This window comes from Aeromicrobium endophyticum (assembly GCF_003586285.1).
Taxonomy (GTDB): Bacteria; Actinomycetota; Actinomycetes; order Propionibacteriales; family Nocardioidaceae; genus Aeromicrobium; species Aeromicrobium endophyticum.
The window spans coordinates 135,611-154,632 of sequence record NZ_QUBR01000003.1 but is presented as its reverse complement, the minus strand read 5'-3'; the positions used below and the strand labels follow the sequence as shown (position 1 = coordinate 154,632).

At 71.8% G+C, this 19,022-nt stretch carries 21 protein-coding genes; 10 read left to right on the top strand and 11 right to left on the bottom strand.

What is annotated here, in order from left to right; genetic code table 11:
* Positions 1-68 precede the first annotated feature (68 nt).
* Both DX116_RS18925 and DX116_RS18920 read left to right on the top strand, forming a co-directional pair.
* Positions 69-1,031 carry an NAD(P)H-dependent flavin oxidoreductase gene (locus DX116_RS18925; RefSeq protein ID WP_119705859.1) on the top strand — a complete coding sequence of 321 codons (963 nt, stop codon included), beginning with the start codon at positions 69-71 and terminating at the stop codon, positions 1,029-1,031.
* A gap of 153 nt (positions 1,032-1,184) precedes the next feature.
* Positions 1,185-1,463 (top strand): HU family DNA-binding protein, encoded by a 279-nt coding sequence (locus DX116_RS18920; protein WP_119705858.1) that lies wholly within the window; start codon positions 1,185-1,187, stop codon positions 1,461-1,463.
* 66 nt (positions 1,464-1,529) lie between these two features.
* On the opposite strand, the gene DX116_RS18915 is transcribed toward DX116_RS18920, so the two are convergent.
* From DX116_RS18915 to DX116_RS18905, 3 genes are read right to left on the bottom strand one after another with little or no spacing between them, the layout of a single operon-like run.
* Positions 1,530-2,186, bottom strand: coding sequence for an SDR family oxidoreductase (locus DX116_RS18915; RefSeq protein WP_119705857.1), 657 nt, complete (start codon positions 2,184-2,186; stop codon positions 1,530-1,532).
* Between the two features lie 9 nt (positions 2,187-2,195).
* Entirely contained in the window at positions 2,196-2,975 is a 780-nt protein-coding gene (locus DX116_RS18910; protein ID WP_119705856.1) for a hypothetical protein, read from the bottom strand.
* A 42-nt stretch (positions 2,976-3,017) separates the two neighbouring features.
* Entirely contained in the window at positions 3,018-3,785 is a 768-nt protein-coding gene (locus tag DX116_RS18905) for an IclR family transcriptional regulator (RefSeq protein WP_119705855.1), read from the bottom strand.
* A gap of 121 nt (positions 3,786-3,906) precedes the next feature.
* On the opposite strand from DX116_RS18905, the gene DX116_RS18900 reads away from it, so the two are divergent.
* From DX116_RS18900 to DX116_RS18880, 5 genes are read left to right on the top strand one after another with little or no spacing between them, the layout of a single operon-like run.
* Complete coding sequence (locus tag DX116_RS18900) at positions 3,907-4,614, top strand: CoA transferase subunit A (protein ID WP_119705854.1); 708 nt, start codon at positions 3,907-3,909, stop codon at positions 4,612-4,614.
* Positions 4,611-5,246: a CoA transferase subunit B gene (locus DX116_RS18895; RefSeq protein ID WP_119705853.1), complete on the top strand. Its 636-nt coding sequence runs from the start codon at positions 4,611-4,613 to the stop codon at positions 5,244-5,246. The genes DX116_RS18900 and DX116_RS18895 overlap by 4 nt, the downstream gene beginning before the upstream one ends.
* 59 nt (positions 5,247-5,305) lie before the next feature.
* A complete protein-coding gene (locus DX116_RS18890) occupies positions 5,306-6,388 on the top strand; it encodes an SDR family oxidoreductase (protein WP_119705852.1) in 1,083 nt (360 codons plus the stop codon).
* Positions 6,385-7,608 carry an FAD-dependent monooxygenase gene (locus DX116_RS18885; RefSeq protein WP_119705851.1) on the top strand — a complete coding sequence of 408 codons (1,224 nt, stop codon included), beginning with the start codon at positions 6,385-6,387 and terminating at the stop codon, positions 7,606-7,608. The genes DX116_RS18890 and DX116_RS18885 overlap by 4 nt, the downstream gene beginning before the upstream one ends.
* Before the next feature lie 46 nt (positions 7,609-7,654).
* Positions 7,655-7,984: a putative quinol monooxygenase gene (locus DX116_RS18880; RefSeq protein WP_119705850.1), complete on the top strand. Its 330-nt coding sequence runs from the start codon at positions 7,655-7,657 to the stop codon at positions 7,982-7,984.
* Here the strand turns inward: DX116_RS18880 and DX116_RS18875 are convergent.
* Positions 7,950-9,593, bottom strand: coding sequence for an AMP-binding protein (locus DX116_RS18875; protein ID WP_119705849.1), 1,644 nt, complete (start codon positions 9,591-9,593; stop codon positions 7,950-7,952). The genes DX116_RS18880 and DX116_RS18875 overlap by 35 nt on opposite strands.
* Positions 9,594-9,799: 206 nt before the next feature.
* Here DX116_RS18875 and DX116_RS18870 point away from each other — a divergent pair, with 206 nt between their 5' ends.
* Positions 9,800-10,240, top strand: a complete 441-nt coding sequence (locus DX116_RS18870; protein ID WP_119705848.1) for an ATP-binding protein — start codon at positions 9,800-9,802, stop codon at positions 10,238-10,240.
* 19 nt (positions 10,241-10,259) lie between these two features.
* Here the strand turns inward: DX116_RS18870 and DX116_RS18865 are convergent, their stop codons facing one another.
* Positions 10,260-11,426 carry a helix-turn-helix domain-containing protein gene (locus DX116_RS18865; RefSeq protein ID WP_119705847.1) on the bottom strand — a complete coding sequence of 389 codons (1,167 nt, stop codon included), beginning with the start codon at positions 11,424-11,426 and terminating at the stop codon, positions 10,260-10,262.
* Between the two features lie 141 nt (positions 11,427-11,567).
* On the opposite strand from DX116_RS18865, the gene DX116_RS18860 reads away from it, so the two are divergent.
* Positions 11,568-13,217 carry an FAD-binding dehydrogenase gene (locus tag DX116_RS18860; protein WP_119705846.1) on the top strand — a complete coding sequence of 550 codons (1,650 nt, stop codon included), beginning with the start codon at positions 11,568-11,570 and terminating at the stop codon, positions 13,215-13,217.
* Positions 13,218-13,344: 127 nt separating this feature from the next.
* On the opposite strand, the gene DX116_RS18855 is transcribed toward DX116_RS18860, so the two are convergent.
* The 4 genes from DX116_RS18855 to DX116_RS18840 form a co-directional block, all read right to left on the bottom strand.
* Positions 13,345-13,986, bottom strand: coding sequence for a winged helix-turn-helix transcriptional regulator (locus DX116_RS18855; protein ID WP_119705845.1), 642 nt, complete (start codon positions 13,984-13,986; stop codon positions 13,345-13,347).
* A 5-nt stretch (positions 13,987-13,991) separates the two neighbouring features.
* On the bottom strand, positions 13,992-14,426 hold the full coding sequence (locus tag DX116_RS18850; protein WP_119705844.1) for a VOC family protein: 435 nt from the start codon (positions 14,424-14,426) through the stop codon (positions 13,992-13,994).
* Positions 14,427-14,498: 72 nt separating this feature from the next.
* The gene (locus tag DX116_RS18845; RefSeq protein ID WP_119705843.1) at positions 14,499-14,909 is read right to left on the bottom strand and encodes a hypothetical protein; all 411 of its coding nucleotides are present in this window, start codon (positions 14,907-14,909) and stop codon (positions 14,499-14,501) included.
* A gap of 47 nt (positions 14,910-14,956) precedes the next feature.
* Complete coding sequence (locus DX116_RS18840; RefSeq protein WP_119705842.1) at positions 14,957-15,856, bottom strand: bestrophin family protein; 900 nt, start codon at positions 15,854-15,856, stop codon at positions 14,957-14,959.
* Positions 15,857-15,945: 89 nt separating this feature from the next.
* Between DX116_RS18840 and DX116_RS18835 the strand changes: the two genes are divergently transcribed.
* A complete protein-coding gene (locus DX116_RS18835) occupies positions 15,946-16,287 on the top strand; it encodes an MGMT family protein (protein ID WP_119705841.1) in 342 nt (113 codons plus the stop codon).
* On the opposite strand, the gene hglS is transcribed toward DX116_RS18835, so the two are convergent.
* Both hglS and amaB read right to left on the bottom strand, forming a co-directional pair.
* On the bottom strand, positions 16,284-17,513 hold the full coding sequence (hglS, locus tag DX116_RS18830; protein ID WP_119705840.1) for a 2-oxoadipate dioxygenase/decarboxylase: 1,230 nt from the start codon (positions 17,511-17,513) through the stop codon (positions 16,284-16,286). The genes DX116_RS18835 and hglS overlap by 4 nt on opposite strands.
* Entirely contained in the window at positions 17,506-19,011 is a 1,506-nt protein-coding gene (gene amaB / locus DX116_RS18825) for an L-piperidine-6-carboxylate dehydrogenase (RefSeq protein WP_119705839.1), read from the bottom strand. The genes hglS and amaB overlap by 8 nt, the downstream gene beginning before the upstream one ends.
* Positions 19,012-19,022 lie beyond the last annotated feature (11 nt).

Below are 19,022 nucleotides of genomic sequence, written 5' to 3'. Positions count from 1 at the left end.
CTATGCATCGAGTTGCACCCTTGGCCTAGCATGGTCCCGACCGACCGACGACCACCAGAGGACGCCCCATGGCACTGCCCCCGATCCTGACCCAGCCGCTCGCCCTGCCCGTGGTGGCGTCGCCGATGTTCATCGCGTCCGGCCCCGAGCTCGTGATCGCCCAGTGCCAGGCCGGCGTCATCGGCTCGTTCCCGGCACTCAACGCGCGTCCCGCCTCCGAGCTGACGACGTGGCTGACCCGCATCGAGCAGGAGCTGGCCGCCTTCACGGCCGAGCACCCCGACCGGCCCGCCGCCCCCTTCGCCGTCAACCAGATCGTGCACCGCTCCAACGATCGGCTCGAGGCCGACATGGAGGTCGTCGTCGAGCACCAGGTGCCGATCGTCATCACGTCGCTCGGCGCCCGCACCGACATCAACGACGCGGTGCACTCGTACGGCGGCATCGTGCTGCACGACGTCATCAACGACACCTTCGCGCGCAAGGCGATCGACAAGGGCGCGGACGGCCTCATCGCCGTCGCGACAGGCGCCGGCGGCCACGCCGGGACGCAGTCGCCGTTCGCGCTCCTGCAGGAGATCCGCAGCTGGTTCGACGGGCCGCTCCTGCTGTCGGGCGCCATCGCCCACGGCAACTCGGTCCTGGCCGCCCAGGCCGCCGGTGCCGACTTCGCCTACGTGGGCTCGGCGTTCCTCGCCACCACCGAGGCCAACAACCAGCCCGAGTACAAGCAGATGATCGCCGACAGCACCGCGTCCGACATCGTCTACAGCAACCTGTTCACCGGCATCCACGGCAACTACCTGCGAGGCAGCATCGCGGCGGCCGGGCTCGACCCCGACGACCTGCCGGTCTCCGACCCCAGCGCGATGAACTTCGGCTCGGGCAGCACCGGCGACGCCAAGGCCTGGAAGGACATCTGGGGCGCCGGACAGGGCGTCGGAGCCATCAACCACGTCGTCCCGGTCGCCGATCTCGTCGCCCAGATGACGGCCGAGTACGAGCAGGCCCGGGCGCGACTGAGCCTCTGAGGGCCTCGTGAACGCTCCAGAGGCGGTATTTCGGCCCCGTTCGGCGCAATTGCAGGCGCAAAACACCCTCCGTGCCGCCCTCTGGACGTTCAGAGCCGCTAGTGTCGAGTCGGTGCCGTCAGGCACGACAAGACCTACCCTTCAGGAGAAGTTGTGAACAAGAACGAGCTCATCGCCCACGTCGCTGACAAGACCGGCTCGTCGAAGACCGACGCGTCCGCCGCCCTCGACGCCGTGCTCGACGGAATCGCCGACCAGCTCGCCGACGGCAACCAGGTCGTCCTGTCCGGTTTCGGCACGTTCGAGACCCGCGAGCGCGCCGCCCGCACGGGCCGCAACCCCCAGACCGGCGAGTCGATCGACATCGCCGCGTCGACGTCGGCCGCGTTCAAGCCGGCTGCTGCCCTCAAGCGTCGCGTCGCCGGCAACTGAGTCACCCAGCACCACCCGCGACAGGCGGCACCCCTCCGGGGGTGCCGCCTGTCGCACGTCCGGGCCTCATCCGCTGTACGGCACCTCGGTGCGCCAGGCCGACGGGTCCTGCCGAGCCGCAGCGACGATCGCCGCAGCCACGCGGTCGGGCGTGAAGGCCCCCTCGGCGGACAGCACGCCCCGCACCGTCACCGAGACCGCACGGATGCCGTCGGCCGAGAGGCGGGCGTCGACGCTGTGCACGAGGTTGCGGACCCCGGCCTTCTGGACGCCGAGCGACGCGGCACCCGCTGACGGCTCGTCGGCGGCCATGCTGCCCGTGACGGTGATACGCGCACCGTCCGACATGAACGGCCGCGCGGCCTGCACCGACGTCAGCAGCGCCCCGACCCCGACGGCCACGTCGGCGAGCAGCTCGTCGACCGTCAGCTGCAAGGGATCGCTCCCCCGGTAGGCACTGGGGTTGAAGTGCAGCAGGTCGATGCGCCCGAAGCCGTCGGCCAGCCGCGTCACGGCCGCCCGCGCCGCAGGCTCGTCGGTGACGTCGGCCACGGCCCATCGCACGCCGTCGTCGGCGGACGGGATGCTGTCGGCGAGCTCACGCACCGCACCCTCGTCGGACCCGAGCAGCCCCACGCGCCAACCCTGGCTCGCGAGCAGCCGGGCGACCGACCCGCTGACTCCTGGACCCGCTGCGACGACGATGACGACCGGAGAGCTCATGACAGCACCCTAGGTGCGACGAAGACCGCCCGACCGGCGCACGGCCACCAGTACCGCCAACAGGACGACGGCGGCCACGACCGCCGCGACGAGCACCTCGTCGGTGCCGTTCGAGCGGCCCGTCACGGCGATGCCGATCATGGCCCACGTGCCGGCCAGCGCGAAGGCGGTGTTGCCGCGGGTCATCACGATGAATGTCATCAGCGTGGCCACGGCGACCACCACGACCACGAGCTGCCAGCCGACGTCGGCCGCCTCGACCAGGCCCGCATCGACCGACGCGGTCGACGCGTTGAGGAAGAACGCGGCGGTCACCCATCCGGCGTACAGCCCGACGGACACCTGGGTGAGCACCGACAACCAGTGCGGCGCAAGAGACACGTGGCGCACCGTCAGGACGGCGTCGACGGCGGCGACGAGCATCAGCAGCAGGGCGCCTGCGGTCGCGGCACTGCTGTCGAGGCCCGCCAGCGCGATCCACAGGGCGCCACCCAGGTAGAGCACGACCAGGTCGACCTGCAGCCGCGTCGGCACGTCGGCACGCGTGACGAGCGCTGCCACGGCCTGCACGATCGCGAGCGCGTAGATGACGCCCCAGATCGAGAACGCCCAGCCGACGGGCGTGATGAGCAGCTCGGGGCCGGACCCGCTGCCCGGCGAGCTGCCGGGGCCGTTGATCGTCACGACGGGCGCCACGACCTCGATCACGGCGGCCGCGAGCACGGCCCACGCGAGCGTCCGCCCGCTCGTGTCGTGCGTCTTGCTCGTGGTGCTGCTCGTGCTCGTCATGCGACCGCTGTACCCCTCGCCGAACCGTCCATGCCCGCCCGCTCAGCGCGTCTGCCGCAGCAGCTGCGTGAGGCGATGGGCACGGTCGAGCAGCAGCCGTCCGAGCTCGGGCCGCCGCTCGTCGCGGAAGCGCGACTCGACCCCGGTCAGCGACAGCGCCCACGCCGGCGACCCCGCACCGTCGAACACGGCCGCACCCATCCCCCAGCTGCCCTCGACCACGAGACCGGGATTGGTCGCGAAGCCGGCGTCGCGGGTCTCGCGGATCCGCCCGGCCAGCGCCGACCGCGCATGCTGCTCGCCCCACTCGGGCACGAGGTCGGCGCCGTCCAGGAAGGTCGCCAGCTCACGCTCGTTGAGGTGCGCCAGGATGACCAGCCCCGCGGACGCGACGCCCAAGGGGAACCGGATGCCTTCGTGCAGCACGTGCGAGCGCAGCGGGAAGCTGCCGTCCTCGCGGAGCAGGCACACCGTCTCGTCGCCTCGGCGCGCCGACAGGAACGCGCTCTCGCCGGTCGTCTCGGCCAGCTCGTGGACGATCGCGCGCGCGTGACGGCTGATGTCGTAGCGGGCCGCAGCCGATGTGCCCAGCAGGTACAGCTCGGGCCCGAGGTGCCAGCGACCCGTGCGCTCGTCGCGATCGACCAGGCCCTCGCGGGCCAGCGAGCCCAGCAGCCGATGGGCGGTCGGCCTGGCCATGCCGACGGAGCGGGCGACCTCGGTCGTCGAGGCGCCGGACGGCTCGTGGGCGGAGATGCCGCGCAGCAACGCACCGACGCGCGACACCACCTCGATGCCTTCTCCTGCCATGTGCCGATCGTAGCGTCCACTCAGCGGACGCGGAACGCGAATACGTCCAGCCGGTGAGCAGTGGCCGCCAGTCCTCCCGCTGATCGTTGACCCCGCAGCACACCCTGGCTACGTTCGCCTGATGAACGAGATCAGCCAGCTCGTCCGCAACGGCATGACGATCGCCGTCGGCGGCTTCGGGCTCAGTGGCATCCCCTCCGACCTCATCGAGGCCGTGCGCGACTCCGGCGCCACCGACCTGACGATCGTGTCCAACAACATGGGCGTGGACGGCAAGGGCCTCGGCCTCCTGCTCGAGAACCAGCAGGTCGCCAAGGTCATCGCGTCGTACGTGGGCGAGAACAAGCTGTTCGCCCGCCAGTACCTCGACGGCGTCCTCGACGTCGAGTTCAACCCGCAGGGCACCCTGGCCGAGCGGATGCGCGCCGGCGGGGCGGGCATCCCCGCCTTCTACACGCGCACCGGCGTCGGCACGCAGGTCGCCGAGGGCAAGCCCACGGCCGAGTTCGACGGCGTGACCTACGTTCAGGAGCGCGGCATCGTCGCCGACCTGTCGCTCGTGCACGCGCACACGGGCGACCAGCACGGCAACCTGCGCTACCGCCTCGCGGCGCGCAACTTCAACCCCGTCGTGGCGACCTGCGGGCGCGTCACGGTCGCCGAGGTCGAGCACCTGGTCGACGCCGTCGACCCCGAGCTGGTGCACACGCCGGGTGTCTACGTGACCCGCGTCGTGCAGGCGTCCGACCGGGTCAAGGACATCGAGCAGCGCACCACCCGGCCACGTCCGGACGCCTCGGCCGCCTCCACGCAAGGAGCACCCGCATGAGCTGGACGCGCGACGAGATGGCCGCGATCGCGGCCGGCGAGCTGTCCGACGGCGACTACGTCAACCTCGGGATCGGCATCCCGACCCTGGTCGCCAACCACGTGCCCGACGACATCCGGGTCACGCTGCAGTCGGAGAACGGCATCCTCGGCATGGGGCCGTTCCCGTACGAGGGCGAGGAGGACCCCGACCTCATCAACGCCGGCAAGCAGACCGTCACGGTCAACCCGGGCGCCAGCTTCTTCGACTCGGCCGAGTCGTTCGCCATGATCCGCGGCGGCAAGATCGACATCGCCGTGCTGGGCGCGCTGCAGGTCGCTGCCAACGGCGACCTGGCCAACTGGGCCGTGCCGGGTGCCCTCGTGAAGGGCATGGGTGGGGCGATGGACCTCGTGGCCGGCACCAAGCGCATCGTCGTGCTGACCGATCACGTGGCCAAGGACGGCAGCCCGAAGATCGTCGAGCACTGCTCGCTGCCGCTGACCGGCCTGGGCGTCGTCGACCGCATCATCACCGATCGCGCCGTCTTCGACGTCACCCCGGACGGGCTGGTGCTCGTCGATGTCGCGCCCGGCGACGACGTCGAGTCGATCCGCGCCATCACGGGGGCAGCCTTCAGCACGCACGGCTGACGCCGGCGGGAGACGTCCGACACGGGTTCGGCTTCGGGAGCGCGGGTACCGTCCACGCCATGACCTCGACGCATCCCCCGTCCCCCGCCCGCGCGCTCGTCGTCGGTGCCACCGGCATCATCGGCCAGGCCCTGAGCACCCAGCTGGTCGAGGCCGGTTGGACGACGTTCGGCCTGTCGCGCAGCGGTGGCGCGGCCGACGGCGTGACGCCGGTCGTGGCCGACCTCAGCGACCTCGATGGGTTGCGGACGGCGCTCGAGGGCGTCGACCCCGAGCTGGTCGCCATCACCGCGTGGACGCGCCAGGAGACCGAGGCCGAGAACATCGCCGTCAACGGCGCGGCCGTGCGACACGTGCTGGCGGCGCTCGAGCCGTCGCGCAGCGTCCGGCACGTCGCCCTGATGACAGGGCTCAAGCACTACCTCGGCCCCTTCGAGGCGTATGGGACGGGCGACATGCCCGACACCCCGTTCCGCGAGGAGGAGCCGCGCCTCGACCACCCCAACTTCTACTACGCGCAGGAGGACGAGCTGTTCGACTCCGCGCGGCGCACCGGGCACACCTGGAGCGTGCACCGCTCGCACACGGTCTTCGGCTTCGCGACGGGCAACGCCATGAACATGGTGCTGACGATCTCGGCCTACGCCACGATCTGCCGCGAGCTGGGCCGGCCGCTGGTGTTCCCGGGATCGGAGCTGCAGTGGAACGGCGTCACCGACGTCACCGACGCCGACCTGCTCGCCGAGCAGATCATCTGGGCGGCCGAGCACGAGGCCGGGCACGACCAGGCCTTCAACATCGCCAACGGTGACGTCTTCCGCTGGCGCTCGCTGTGGCCCCGCATCGCCGAGCACTTCGGCGTCGAGTGGGAGGGCTTCGAGGGTGCGCCGCGCCCGCTCGAGACGGCGATGGCCGACTCGGCCGAGACGTGGCGCCGCATCGCCGAGCAGCACGGTCTCGTCGAGCCCGACATCGACCGCGTCGCGTCGTGGTGGCACACCGACGGCGACCTGGGGCGGACGGTCGAGAGCCTGACCGACATGAACAAGAGCCGCGCCGCGGGCTTCCTCGGCTTCCGTGACTCGCGCGAGAGCTTCTTCCACCACGTCGAGCGCTACCGGGCCGCGCGGGTGCTGCCGTGACCGACCGACGGCGCGTCCTGGTCACCGGCGCGAGCGTGGCCGGCCCCGCCGCCGCCTATTGGCTCGACCGCGCGGGCCTCGACGTGACGGTCGTCGAGAAGGCGCCCGAGCTGCGACCGGGCGGGCAGAACATCGACGTGCGGGCCACGGGCCGCGAGGTGCTGCAGAAGATGGGCCTGGTCGACGCCGTCCGCGCCCGCAACACCGGCGAGATCGGCACCCGGTTCGTCGCCGAGGACGGAACGGTCGTGTCGGAGTTCCCGGTGCGCACCAGCGAGGGCGGCGAGGGGCGCGACGGTCCGACCGCCGAGCTCGAGATCCTGCGCGGTGCGCTGTCGCAGGTGCTGGTCGACGCGTGCCCCGACACGGTCACGTGGCGGTTCGGGGCGAGCATCGTCGCGGTCGACGACGATCCCGACGGTGTCGAGGTCGAGCTGTCCGACGGCACGCGCGAGCGGTTCGACGTGCTGGTCGTCGCCGAGGGCGTCGGCTCCCGCACCCGGGGGCTCGTCTTCGGCGACGAGCCGCACGAGAAGGCGATCGGCATGTACTGCTCGTACGCCACGATCGACCGGACGCCCGACGACGACGCGTGGTGGAACTGGCTGGTCGTGCCCGGCGGGCGGCAGGCCGGCCTGCGTCCCGACGACGAGGGAACCACCCGAGCGATGCTGAACTTCACGACCGACTCCCCCGTGCTCGACGGCCTGGACGACCGGCAGCTCCGCTCCGCGCTGCGGGAGCGGTTCGCGGACGTCGGCTGGCAGGTGCCGCGCATCCTCGACGGGCTCGACGACTCCGACGACCTCTACGTCGACTACCTGCGCCAGGTGGTCTGCCCGACCTGGCAGCGCGGACGCGTCGTGCTGCTCGGCGACGCCGCGTGGTGCGTGACGCCGCTCGGCGGCGGCGGGACGTCGTTGGCCATCACGGGCGCGTACGTGCTGGCGGCGGCCCTCTCGCGCGCGGCGGCCGGCGACCACGAGCAGGCGTTCGCCGAGTACGACGAGTGGATGCGTCCCCTGGTCGAGGACGCCCAGGACCTGCCGCCGGGCGTGCCCCGCCTCGCCGCCCCGAAGACCAGCGCGGGCGCCCAGCTGCTGAAGTGGGGCACCAAGGTCGCGGCTGCACCGATCGTCCAGACCGTGGCGTCGCGCCTGACGTCGGGCCCCGAGGCGTCCCGCGAGCTGCCCGAGCTGGTCGACGCCGACGGGCGGTGACGGACGCCGACAGGCACCGACGGCGAGGCATCGGCATCATGGGGACATGATCATCATCAACGTCCGATTCCACGTGCTGCCCGAGCACGCCGAGCAGTTCCCCGAGCTCACCCGCGAGTTCACCGAGGCGACCCGCGCCGAGCCGGGCAACCGGTGGTTCATGTGGTCGCGCAGCCTCGACGACCCGAACGAGTACGTGCTGCTCGAGGCCTTCGACGAGGACGCCGCCGAGGCCCACGTGGGCTCCGACCACTTCAAGAAGGCCACCGCCGAGATGCCGCAGTGGCTCGCCTCGACGCCTCAGATCATCAACACCGTCGTGCCCGACGACGACTGGGGGCTCATGGGCGAGATGCAGGTGGAGCCGCGGGGCTGAGCCCGAGCATCCGCTGGGCGGTCTCGCGCATCTCGACCTTGCGCACCTTGCCGGTCACCGTCATCGGAAACTCGTCGACGACCTGCACGTAGCGCGGCACCTTGTAGTGAGCGAGGCGCCCGCGGCAGAACTCGCGGACGTCGTCGACCGCCAGCGGTGCGGCGTCACCGCGCATGCGGATCCAGGCCATGACCTCCTCGCCGTACCGCTCGTCGGGCACGCCGAACACCTGCACGTCGAGCACGTCGGGATGTCCCATCAGGAACTCCTCGACCTCGCGCGGGTAGATGTTCTCGCCGCCGCGGATCACGACGTCCTTGATGCGACCCGTGATGCTGACGTAGCCGTCGTCGTCCATCACGGCGAGGTCGCCGGTGTGCATCCAGCCGTCGGCGTCGATGGCCTCGGCCGTGCGGTCCGGCTGGTCCCAGTAGCCGAGCATCACCAGGTAGCCGCGCGTGCACAGCTCGCCCGGCACCCCCCGCGGCACCGGTTCGCCGGTGATCGGGTCGATGACCTGGATCTCGACGTGCGGACCGGCTCGGCCCACCGTCGACACCCTCCGGTCGAGGCTGTCGTCGGTGCGGGTCTGGGTGGAGACCGGCGACGTCTCGGTCATGCCGTAGCAGATCGACACGTCCTCGGCGCCCATGCGATCGATGACCTGCTTCATCGTCTCGATGGGGCACGGCGAGCCGGCCATGATGCCGGTGCGCAGGTGCGTGAGGTCGTACGACGCGAAGTCGGGCTGGTCGAGCATCGCGATGAACATCGTCGGCACGCCGTACAGCGACGTGCACTGCTCGTCGGCGGCGGCCCGCAGCGTGGCGACGGGGTCGAAGGCCGGCGCCGGTATCACCATCGTCGCGCCGTGGGACGTCGCGGCGAGATTGCCCATCACCATGCCGAAGCAGTGGTAGAAGGGCACGGGGATGCAGATGCGGTCGTGCTGGGTGTAGTCGATCAGCTCCCCCACGAACCAGCCGTTGTTGAGGATGTTGCGGTGCGAGAGCGTCGCGCCCTTCGGGAACCCCGTGGTGCCCGACGTGTACTGGATGTTGATGGGGTCGTTGCCCGACAGCCCGCCGGCCACGTCGTCGAGCACCGCGGCGTCGGCCGCCCGTCCCGACGTCACGAGCGCGTCCCACGACGGCTCGCCGATCAGCACGACGTCGACCAGCGCGGGATGCTCGGCCCGAGCCTGGTCGATCATCGCGGCGTAGTCGGCTCCCTTGAACGACGAGGCCGCGATGATCGTGCGCATCCCCGACTGCCCGATGACGAACGACAGCTCGTGCGTGCGGTAGGCCGGGTTGACCGTCACCAGGACGGCACCGATGCGAGCCGTCGCGTACTGCGTCAGCACCCACTCGGCACAGTTGGGCGCCCACACGCCGACCCGGTCGCCAGGCCGCACGCCGAGGCCGAGCAGCCCCAGCGCGACGGCGTCGATGTCGGCCGCGAGCTCGGCGTACGTCCACCGCCGACCGGACGCGCACTCGACGAGCGCCTCGCGGTCGCCGTGCGCCGCGACCGTCGCGGCGAGATCGTCGCCGATCGTCGTCTCGAGCAGCTCGAGATCGGTGGGTCCTGCTTCACGGCTCGTCATGGGCGCCCCGTCTCCCGTCGTCGATGTGACCGCGGACACAGCCACTCGTCCATCGTGCCACCGCGGCCCAGCGTCGGACGAACCGACTCAGCGGTCGCGCGACCGAGCGGGCTCTGTCAAGGTGGAGGTGCCACCGCGGTTTTCCCACGGTCCATGACTCCCCGCCCGGTCAGCCAGGCCGGACGAACCGACGAAGGAATGACGTCGTGAGCACCTCGCACACGTCCGCCTCGCACGAGGACGACTCCTGCACCACGCTCAGCCTGCCGTTCGAGCCTCGCAGCGTCCGCGTGGCCCGCAAGACCATGGTCGCCGAGCTCGAGCGGCACGACCTTCCACAGCGCCTGATCGACGACGCCGAGCTCGTGATGGCCGAGCTGGCCACCAACGGCATCGACCACGGTCGCGCCAACTCGCACGGCCAGATCGACGTGTCGTGGTGCCTGGTCGACGACGTCCTGCGCATCAGCGTGTGCGACAGCGGTGAGGCGACGACGGTCGAGGCCATCTCGTTCAACGACTACTCGGTGCGTGGCCGGGGCCTGGCGATCGTCGAGCACCTGTGCGACTCGTGGCGGGTCGACACCGACGGCGGCCTGCGCGTCACCGCCGAGCTGCGATACCAGCGGTCGCTCGAGAACGCCTGACGCGGCACCGGGTCCGACGTCACTCGAGGTCCATGCCCCGGATCGTGCAGGCGGTGCGCAGCAGCTGGTGGTCCCACGGGCTGTCGAGGTCGCGCCCCGTGAGCTCGCGGGCCCGGCGCAGGCGGTAGCGCATGCTCTGCGCGTGCAGCCCCAGGGCGCGTCCGGCCTCGACCGACGACCCGGCCGACAGGTAGGCGTCCAGCCCCTGCAGGAGGTGCGCCTGGCCGCGGCCGAGCAGCGGATGCAGCGCGGCTGAGGCGAACGTGCGGGGATCGACGGCCGGCTCGCCCCGCAGGAGCGCCACCAGCAGGGCGTCCGCCTCGTCCAACGAGCGTCCGGCGAAGGCGGCAGCGGGCGCGTGCCTGACGGCGGTGGCCGCCAGGGTGCAGGTGGCCGGCAGGTCGGCGAGGGGCACGTCGGCCACCGTGCATGTGCGGCGCGCCGCCGTCTGCCCCGTCGCGGTCAGGTCGATCGGCCCGGAGTGCAGCAGCACGCCCTGGCCCGCGCGGCACGTCGACAGCACCAGCACCTCGTCCGACGACTCGGCGACCGCGGCTGCGAGCCCGTCGACCTCGCCGACCGTCACCTCGCCCGCGACGGATCCGACGACGGTGATCGACAGGGCCGCCGGCAGGGTGATGCCGAGCTGCGCCGACCGGTCCTTCAGCGCAGCGGCCGAGGTCTGGCGTCCTGTCACCAGGTCGTCGGCCAGGTCGCGCACGACCTGGGCGCGATCGGCCGCCAGCCTCTCGGTGGCCGAGGTGTAGCCGGCGAACAACGCCTCGGAGAGCTGGTCGAGGCTGGCGAGCATGACCCGGTTGAGCGACAGCGCGTCGTCGATCGTGAGGTCGGCCGCCGCCTCGCCGATCAGCCCACTCGTCTCGACCCCGGCGACCCGGTACGCCCTCAGCACCGCGAACAGCGGACGTCCGTCGGTGCCGCGCGCCGCCCCGATGCCACGGAAGCGCTGCAGGTCGGCCTCGTCGAGCGAGGTGTCGGTGACCCACAGCTCGAGCAGGCGACGGACGCCCCACGTGACGATGGCCTCGGTCTCTCGTCGCTGCGTCTCGCCGAGCGAGGCGTAGGCGGGGATCTGCTCGCGGATGGCGGCAGAGATGCGCTCGGTCACGACCTCGCGGTCGTCCGTCAGGCGTTGCTGCACCGCCGCACGCTCCAGGCGCCCCATGTCACGCCGCCTCCCTGTCACCGGCCGGCGAGCCCGTTGCTCACCTGCTGACAACTGATCTTGCCCCAGAGCCCGTCCGACCACATGCTGAATGACAGTCGCCGGGCACCTGACCCGGGCAGCAGGTCGAAGGAGAGTCACGTGGACGCAGACATCATCGTCGTCGGAGCCGGCATCGCCGGTCTCGCCGCCGCGGCCGAGGCCGCCGACGCCGGACGCTCGGTGGTGCTGGTCGACCAGGAAGGCGAGCAGAACCTCGGCGGCCAGGCGTTCTGGAGCCTCGGCGGGCTGTTCTTCGTCGACTCCCCCGAGCAGCGGCGCATGGGCATCAAGGACTCGCGGGCGCTCGCCGAGCAGGACTGGATGGGCAGCGCGCAGTTCGACCGGCCCGAGGACGTCTGGCCGCGCCGCTGGGCCGAGGCGTACCTCGACTTCGCGGCCGGCGAGAAGCGTGCCTGGCTCCGCTCGATGGACCTGAAGGTGTTCCCCGTCGTCGGATGGGCCGAGCGCGGCGACGGTCGCGCGGAGGGCCACGGCAACTCGGTGCCCCGCTTCCACATCACGTGGGGCACCGGCCCGGGGGTCGTCGCGCCGTTCGAGCGCCGGGTGCGCGCGCACGTCGAGTCCGGACGCATCACGTTCGCGCTCAGGCACCGTGTCGACTCGCTGATCGTCGAGGACGGCACGGTCGTGGGGGTCGCCGGCGCCCTGCTCGAGCCGACCGACGTCGTGCGCGGCGCCGCGTCCAGCCGGGTCGAGGTCGGCGACTTCGCGCTGCGGGCCCAGGCCGTGATCGTGACGTCCGGCGGCATCGGCGGCGACCACGACCTCGTGCGCAAGGTGTGGCCGGAGCGTCTCGGCACTCCTCCCGCGACGATGGTCGCCGGCGTGCCCGCCCACGTCGACGGGCGCATGCTGTCGATCAGCGAGCAGGCCGGCGCCCGGATCATCAACCCCGACCGCCTGTGGGCGTACGTCGAGGGCCTGCGCAACTGGGACCCCATCTGGGCCAACCACGGCATCCGCATCCTGCCCGGTCCGTCGTCGCTGTGGCTCGACGCCACGGGCCGGCGTCTGCCCGCCCCGAACTTCCCGGGGTTCGACACGCTCGGCACCCTCAAGCACCTGCGCGGCACCGGCCACGACTACTCGTGGTTCGTGCTGACCCAGAAGGTCATCGAGAAGGAGTTCGCGCTGTCGGGCTCGGAGCAGAACCCCGACCTGACCGGAAAGGACGTCAAGCTGCTGCTGTCGCGCGTCAAGCCGGGCGCGCCGGGACCGATCGAGGCCTTCAAGACCCACGGCGAGGACTTCGTCGTCGCCGACACGCTCACCGAGCTCGTGGCGGGCATGAACCGCGTCGGCGACACAGGCCACGTCGACGAGGGCGAGCTGCGGCACCTGCTCGAGGCGCGCGACCGCGAGATCGACAACGACTTCACCAAGGACGCGCAGATCACCGCGATCCGCGGCGCCCGCCGGTACCGCGGCGACAAGCTGATCCGCGTCGCGACACCCCACCGGTTCCTCGACCGGTCCAACGGACCCTTGATCGCGGTGCGGCTCAACATCCTGACCCGCAAGACCTTGGGCGGCCTCGAGACCGACTTGTCCGGACGCTGCCTCACGGCGGACGGCGAGCCTCTGCCGGGCCTGTACGCCGCGGGCGAGGTCAGCGGCTTCGGCGGCGGCGGGATGATGGGCTACAACGCGCTCGAGGGCACCTTCCTGGGCGGCTGCCTGTTCTCGGGCCGCGAGGCGGGGCGCGCCGCGGCCGCCGCCGTTGCCTGACCGCCCCCCCCCCTGCCCCCGCGAGTGGCGCAGTCCCGACCGCGAGTGGCGCAGTCCCGCGAGAATCGCCGTCTCAGATCCGCAGAACTGCGCCACTCGCGGGGCTAGACGGCTAGGAGGCTAGGGGCTAGGCGGCGAGGTGGAAGGTGGTCGCGAACCGCGCGAGCAGGTCGCCGCGGCCGTGCAGCACCTCGACGACGCCCGTCGAGATCGCGCGGTCGGGGGCCAGCTCGCCCGAGATGAGCCGGCGGATGCCCGGCCCGGCCGCGAACGACAGGTCGACCGGGCCGTCGCCGCGCGAGACGTCGAGGCGAGCGCCGTCCACGCGCACGAGCAGCTCGGCGGCCCCGAGCCGCGCCGCGTAGGACGTCGCCGGCAGCTCGGCGGCGACGGCGGGTCGAAACGCGGTGCGCAGGGCCATCGTCATCGAGTCGGGCGTCACGACCTGCTCGTCGCGGGGGTCGCCCATCGCCTTGAAGCCCCACGCGCCGAGCGCCAGCACGACGGGCTCCAGCTCGCGGCCGTAGGGCGTCAGCTCGTAGACGACGACGCGCGAGCGTGGCGCGCGCCGCAGGATGCCGGCGGCCTGCAGCTCCTTGAGCCGCGCGGCCAGGATGTTGCTGGGGATGCGCGGAAGCCCCTCGGCCAGCTCGCCGTAGCGACGGGGGCCGACGAGCAGGTCGCGGACGATCAGCAGCGCCCATCGCTCCCCCACCAGCTCGAGGGCCTGCGTGACACCGCAGTACTGCCCGTACTCGCGTGCGGCCACGGGCGTCAGGCCTGCTGACCTGCCACGGCGTCCGGGCCCTGCTCGGCCGCGACGGGGTCCATCCAGCCGAGCTCGAGGAAGTTGCCGTCGGGGTCCAGCAGCTGGCGCTGGTACATGAAGCCGTAGTCGGAGGCCTCCCTCGGCTCCGAGCCGCCGGCCGCGAGGCCGCGCTCGGCCATCGCGTCGACCTCGTCGCGAGTGTCGGAGAACAGGGCCACCGCCACCGTCGGGCCGGTCCTCGGGTCGCCGATCGGCACGTCCGTGAAGGTCTGGAAGAACTCGCGCACGAGGATCATGAAGTAGCTGTGCCCGTCCTCGACCACGACGCAGGCGGCGTTGTGATCGGTGAACTGGGGATTGATCGTGAAGCCGAGCGCCTCGTAGAACGCCTTGGCGCGGTCGAGGTCGGTGACGGGCAGGTTGACGAACATCTGAGGCATGACGGGCTCCGTATCGCGCGTGAGGTGGTGCGCATCACACTTGCAAAAAACAAGTGCGGCGTCAAGAGCCGGTCAGGACGATCGCGGCGACAAGGCCCGTGCGAGCCCGTCGACGTCCTGCACCGTCAGCGTCGCCCCGGGATGGCGGATGCGGCGGGTCGGGTCGATGCCCGGCACCGGGTCGCGGAACGACACGCAGAGGCCGCGCTCGCCGTTGGTCGCGAACGTGATGCCTCGATCGCTGAACGACAGGTGCGGCGGGCCGGCGGTCTTGACGAAGGCGTAGGGGCCGGTGACGTCGGTGCCCGTGACGTTGTCGAGCGCCGACGACAGCGTCCAGGGTCCGAAGCGGACGGTCAGCTGCACGTCGCCCACCTCCACCCAGGCGCGGCGGGGTGTGATGCCGAAAGGCCACGCGGCGCGCCGGTAGCTCGGCTGCCAGTCGAAGTCGAAGCGCAGGGTGAGGGCTGGGGTGTCGGTCATGCCACCGACGTACCCGACCTATCGCGTCGCAACCCGCCGCCGCGCACTCACCACAGCACCTCGTCGACGGGGGCCACGGCCTCGGGCGTCTCGGCGCCGATCATCTCGAGCAGGTCGATCTCGATGGACCGGCAGATCGCCGTCATCGGCACGTCGTGCACGCGGTCGAGGAAGGGATCGGCGAGGTCCCGTCCGACCTGCACCGCGAGCAGGAACATCATGCCGACCAGCCCCGAGCCGACGGGCGTCCACCACTGGAGGTCCTGGTAGACCGCGAACGGCAGGACGACGCAGAACGCGCGGGCGAAGAACGACGGCAGGAAGCGGTACTGCACGGGCAGCGGGGTCTTCTTGATGCGCTCGAGCCCGCCCTGTGCGTCGGTCAGCACGCTCAGCGTCGACTCGACCTGCACGCGCGCGATGTCGCTGACCATGCCGCGGCGGTAGGCCTCGGCCAGCAGGCGACCCGCGTGCGACAGCACCGCGGTGGGTGCGTTGGTGGCGGCTCGGACGGTCGTCACGGCGGTCTCGTCGAGGTAGACGTCGACCTCCGGCGGCAGGGGCTGCTCGCGCAGGGACGTGCGCAACGCCTGGACGTACGCGATCTGCGCGCGCACCATCTGGTCGACGATCTCCGGTCGTGCGCCGGGCCCCGTGGTGTCGAGCAGCGTCGTGGTCTGGCGGGCCAGGTTGCGCGAGTGGTTGACGACGCTGCCCCACAGGGTCCGGGCCTCCCACCAGCGCGCGTAGGAGGCGTTGACCATGAACCCGAGGAACAGCGCGATCGCCGTGCCGTAGAGCGTGTACTGGATCTCGATGCCGCGGAACTCGACGAGGCCGACCTTGAAGGCGATCGTCACGCCGACGTCCCACGTCAGCAGCACCGCGAGCGGGACGAGCAGCGGCGCCCATGCCGTGGAGGTCCTCGGGAGGCGCGACGTGATCATGTGTCCAGTCTGCGTGCCACGTGCTCCGATGTCCGCGCGAGAAGGCTCACACCCCGGCGCGCTGCTGGGCCGTGCGGTTGACTGGACGCATGAGCAGCGACGAATCGGTGCTGCCGCTCCCCGGCGGCGGTCATCCCGATCCTCCCAAGGAGCTCAGCGCCTTCCAGCAGCACGTCGTCTCCGTCGTCGCCGCGCTCGAGCCGGGCGAGCTCGTGACCTACGGGGAGGTCGCGCTCGAGGCAGGCCACCCCGGTGCCGGCCAGGCCGTCGCGAACGTCCTGCGCCGCGTGCCCGGGCTGCCCTGGTGGCGCGTGCTGCCCGCCAGCGGACGTCTGTACCGCCAACACCGCGAGGTCGCGACGCCGCTGCTGCTGGCCGAGGGCCACCGGATCGACGAGTCGGGACGCGTCCAGCCCGGCGAGCCCGTCTAGCGGGACGCCTCGCGCCGCTCGGCCTCGTACAGCGCGTACGGGTCGTGGAGCTCACGCCCCAGGACGTCCTGCATCCACGCCGCGTCGCGGGCGGCTGCGCGCCGCGACGCGTCGGAGCGACCCTCCCCCGTCAGGTTGGAGGCGAAGATGCCGGCCGCCGACTTGGGCAGGAAGTCCTCGTAGACGATCGGCGTCAGGCCTCCGTCGGCACCGCGCACGTAGTAGGCGAGGTCGCGTGCGTCGAGCTCGGCCTCGTCGTCGGGCAGGCTGCCGATGCCCTCGGCGTCGTAGAGTTCGCGGCCCTCGGGGGTGAGGGCCACGCCGCGCTGCTCGACCTCGCCGAACCGGACGCTCAGGTCGCCCGTGACGACGCTGCCGTCGGGCTCGCGGAACCGGCGCGGCTCGGCCAGGGCGCGGAACGACGTCTGGCGCAGCAGCACGTCGGGGTGCCCCGGGTCGGTGCGCGGCGGGCCCTGGATGCGGTCGATCATCTCGATGCCGCGCTGCTGCATGCGCGTGTAGAGCTCGTCGATGTCGAGGACCCGCGGGGTGAGGTGGTTGATGTGCGTCGAGGCGACGCCACCGATGTCGGCGGCGACGCTCGAGATCGCCTCGAGCCTCTGGTACCACTCGCGGTCGACGGGCTCGGGTGACAGCTCGAACGCGGCCGTGGCCAGCGCGAGGAAGCGGTCGGCGTCGCCCGACGTCAGCGTGCCGTCGCGCTCCATGCGGTCGGCCAGCTCGAGCAGCTCGGGCGCGAACAGGGTGCGCGCGCCGAGGAACTCGCGGAGCTCGGCCTCGGTGCCCTCGTCGAAGAAGCGACGGTCGTCGACCACCAGCACCGAGGTGAAGACCCGGAACGGGTTGCTGGCCAGCTCGGCACGGTCGACCGGGCGGAAGGCCGTCGAGACGACCGGGATGGCCGGCCTGGCCTCGCGCAGGTCGTAGAAGCCGACCGGGTACATGCCGCACGCCCCGAAGACCCGGGCGACCTGCGCGAGCTCGTGGGCGCTGCCCACGCGGATGGCCCCGTGGCGCTCGGCCGTGACGCGCTCGATCGAGCCGAGCCGCTCGGCGTCGTGACCGCCACGGGCCAGCACCTCGGCGTTGACCTCCTGCGACACCTCGACCAACGTCGTGTACGCCGGCACCTCGCGGCCGTACAGCGTCGACAACGCCTCTGCGAAGCGCGCCCGCAGCTCGGTGGGCGAGACCTGCTCAGACAAATTCGACCCCCTGGGCGAGGGGCAGCTCGGTGGAGTAGTTGACCGTGTTGGTCGTGCGGCGCATGTAGGCGCGCCAGGCGTCCGACCCCGACTCGCGACCGCCGCCGGTCTCCTTCTCGCCGCCGAACGCGCCACCGATCTCGGCACCCGACGGGCCGATGTTGACGTTGGCGATGCCGCAGTCGGAGCCGACGACCGACATGAACGTCTCGGCCTCGCGGACGTCGAGGGTGAAGATCGACGACGACAGCCCCTGGGCGACCTCGTTGTGCAGGGCCAGCGCCTCGTCGAGCTCGCGGTACGTCAGGACGTACATCAGCGGTGCGAAGGTCTCGGTCTTGACGATCTGGCTCTGGCGCGGCATGTCGACGATCGCGGGGTGGACGTAGAAGCCGTCGCCGTCGACCTCGGCGCGCGTGCCACCGGTGACCAGGTCGCCACCGTCGGCGCGAGCGGTCTCGATCGCGGCGCCGAACGCGTCGAAGGCGGCCTCGTCGACCAGCGGGCCGACCAGCGTGGACGAATCGAGCGGCGAGCCGATCGGCAGCGTCTCGTAGGCGGCCTTCAGCCGGGCCACGAGGTCGTCCTTGATCGACTCGTGCACGATGATGCGCCGCAGCGAGGTGCAGCGCTGGCCCGCCGTGCCGACCGCCGAGAACACGATGCCCCGCACCGCCAGGTCGAGGTCGGCCGACGGCGCCACGATCGCGGCGTTGTTGCCGCCGAGCTCGAGCAGCGAGCGGCCGAGACGGGCGGCGACGCGAGGGGCGACCTCCTTGCCCATGCGGGTCGAGCCGGTCGCCGAGACCAGCGGTACGCGCGGGTCGTCGACCATGACCTCGCCGACGGTGCGGTCGCCGACCAGCACGGCCGACAGGCCCTCGGGCACACCGGCGCGGCGGCCGGCCTCGAGGGCGAGGGCCTGGCAGGCCAGCGCCGTCAGCAGCGTCTTCTCGGACGGCTTCCAGACGACCGCGTCACCGGCGACGAAGGCGAGCGCGGCGTTCCACGACCACACCGCGACCGGGAAGTTGAACGCCGAGATGACGCCGACCACGCCGAGCGGCAGCCACTGCTCCATCATGCGGTGGCCCGGGCGCTCGGTGGCGATCGTCAGGCCGTGCAGCTGCCGCGACAGCCCGACCGCGAGGTCGCAGATGTCGATCATCTCCTGCACCTCGCCCAGGCCCTCCGACACGATCTTGCCGGCCTCGATCGACACCAGGGCGCCGAGATCGTCCTTGTGCTCGCGCAGCAGCTCGCCCAGCTCGCGGACGAACTGCCCGCGCACCGGCGCCGGCACGGTCCGCCACTGGACGAAGGCCTCGTGGGCGCGGCCGATGACGTCGGACGCCTCGTCGGCCGTGTGCGAGCGCAGCCGCCCGAGTTCGCTGCCGTCGATCGGCGAGCGGCAGATCAGGTCGCCGTCGGTGACGAAGGGATCACCCGCGCCAAGACGGTCGAGGATGGCTGCGGCCTGCTGGGCGATGTCACTCATGTAGGGAACTC

Coding starts and splice junctions, on each gene's coding strand:
- DX116_RS18925 (WP_119705859.1), top strand. CDS start 69: ATGGCACTGCCCCCGATCCTGACCCAGCCGCTCGCCCTGCCCGTGGTG.
- DX116_RS18915 (WP_119705857.1), bottom strand. CDS start 2,186: ATGAGCTCTCCGGTCGTCATCGTCGTCGCAGCGGGTCCAGGAGTCAGC.
- DX116_RS18910 (WP_119705856.1), bottom strand. CDS start 2,975: ATGACGAGCACGAGCAGCACCACGAGCAAGACGCACGACACGAGCGGG.
- DX116_RS18905 (WP_119705855.1), bottom strand. CDS start 3,785: ATGGCAGGAGAAGGCATCGAGGTGGTGTCGCGCGTCGGTGCGTTGCTG.
- DX116_RS18900 (WP_119705854.1), top strand. CDS start 3,907: ATGAACGAGATCAGCCAGCTCGTCCGCAACGGCATGACGATCGCCGTC.
- DX116_RS18895 (WP_119705853.1), top strand. CDS start 4,611: ATGAGCTGGACGCGCGACGAGATGGCCGCGATCGCGGCCGGCGAGCTG.
- DX116_RS18890 (WP_119705852.1), top strand. CDS start 5,306: ATGACCTCGACGCATCCCCCGTCCCCCGCCCGCGCGCTCGTCGTCGGT.
- DX116_RS18880 (WP_119705850.1), top strand. CDS start 7,655: ATGATCATCATCAACGTCCGATTCCACGTGCTGCCCGAGCACGCCGAG.
- DX116_RS18875 (WP_119705849.1), bottom strand. CDS start 9,593: ATGACGAGCCGTGAAGCAGGACCCACCGATCTCGAGCTGCTCGAGACG.
- DX116_RS18865 (WP_119705847.1), bottom strand. CDS start 11,426: ATGGGGCGCCTGGAGCGTGCGGCGGTGCAGCAACGCCTGACGGACGAC.
- DX116_RS18850 (WP_119705844.1), bottom strand. CDS start 14,426: ATGCCTCAGATGTTCGTCAACCTGCCCGTCACCGACCTCGACCGCGCC.
- DX116_RS18845 (WP_119705843.1), bottom strand. CDS start 14,909: ATGACCGACACCCCAGCCCTCACCCTGCGCTTCGACTTCGACTGGCAG.
- DX116_RS18840 (WP_119705842.1), bottom strand. CDS start 15,856: ATGATCACGTCGCGCCTCCCGAGGACCTCCACGGCATGGGCGCCGCTG.
- DX116_RS18835 (WP_119705841.1), top strand. CDS start 15,946: ATGAGCAGCGACGAATCGGTGCTGCCGCTCCCCGGCGGCGGTCATCCC.
- amaB (WP_119705839.1), bottom strand. CDS start 19,011: ATGAGTGACATCGCCCAGCAGGCCGCAGCCATCCTCGACCGTCTTGGC.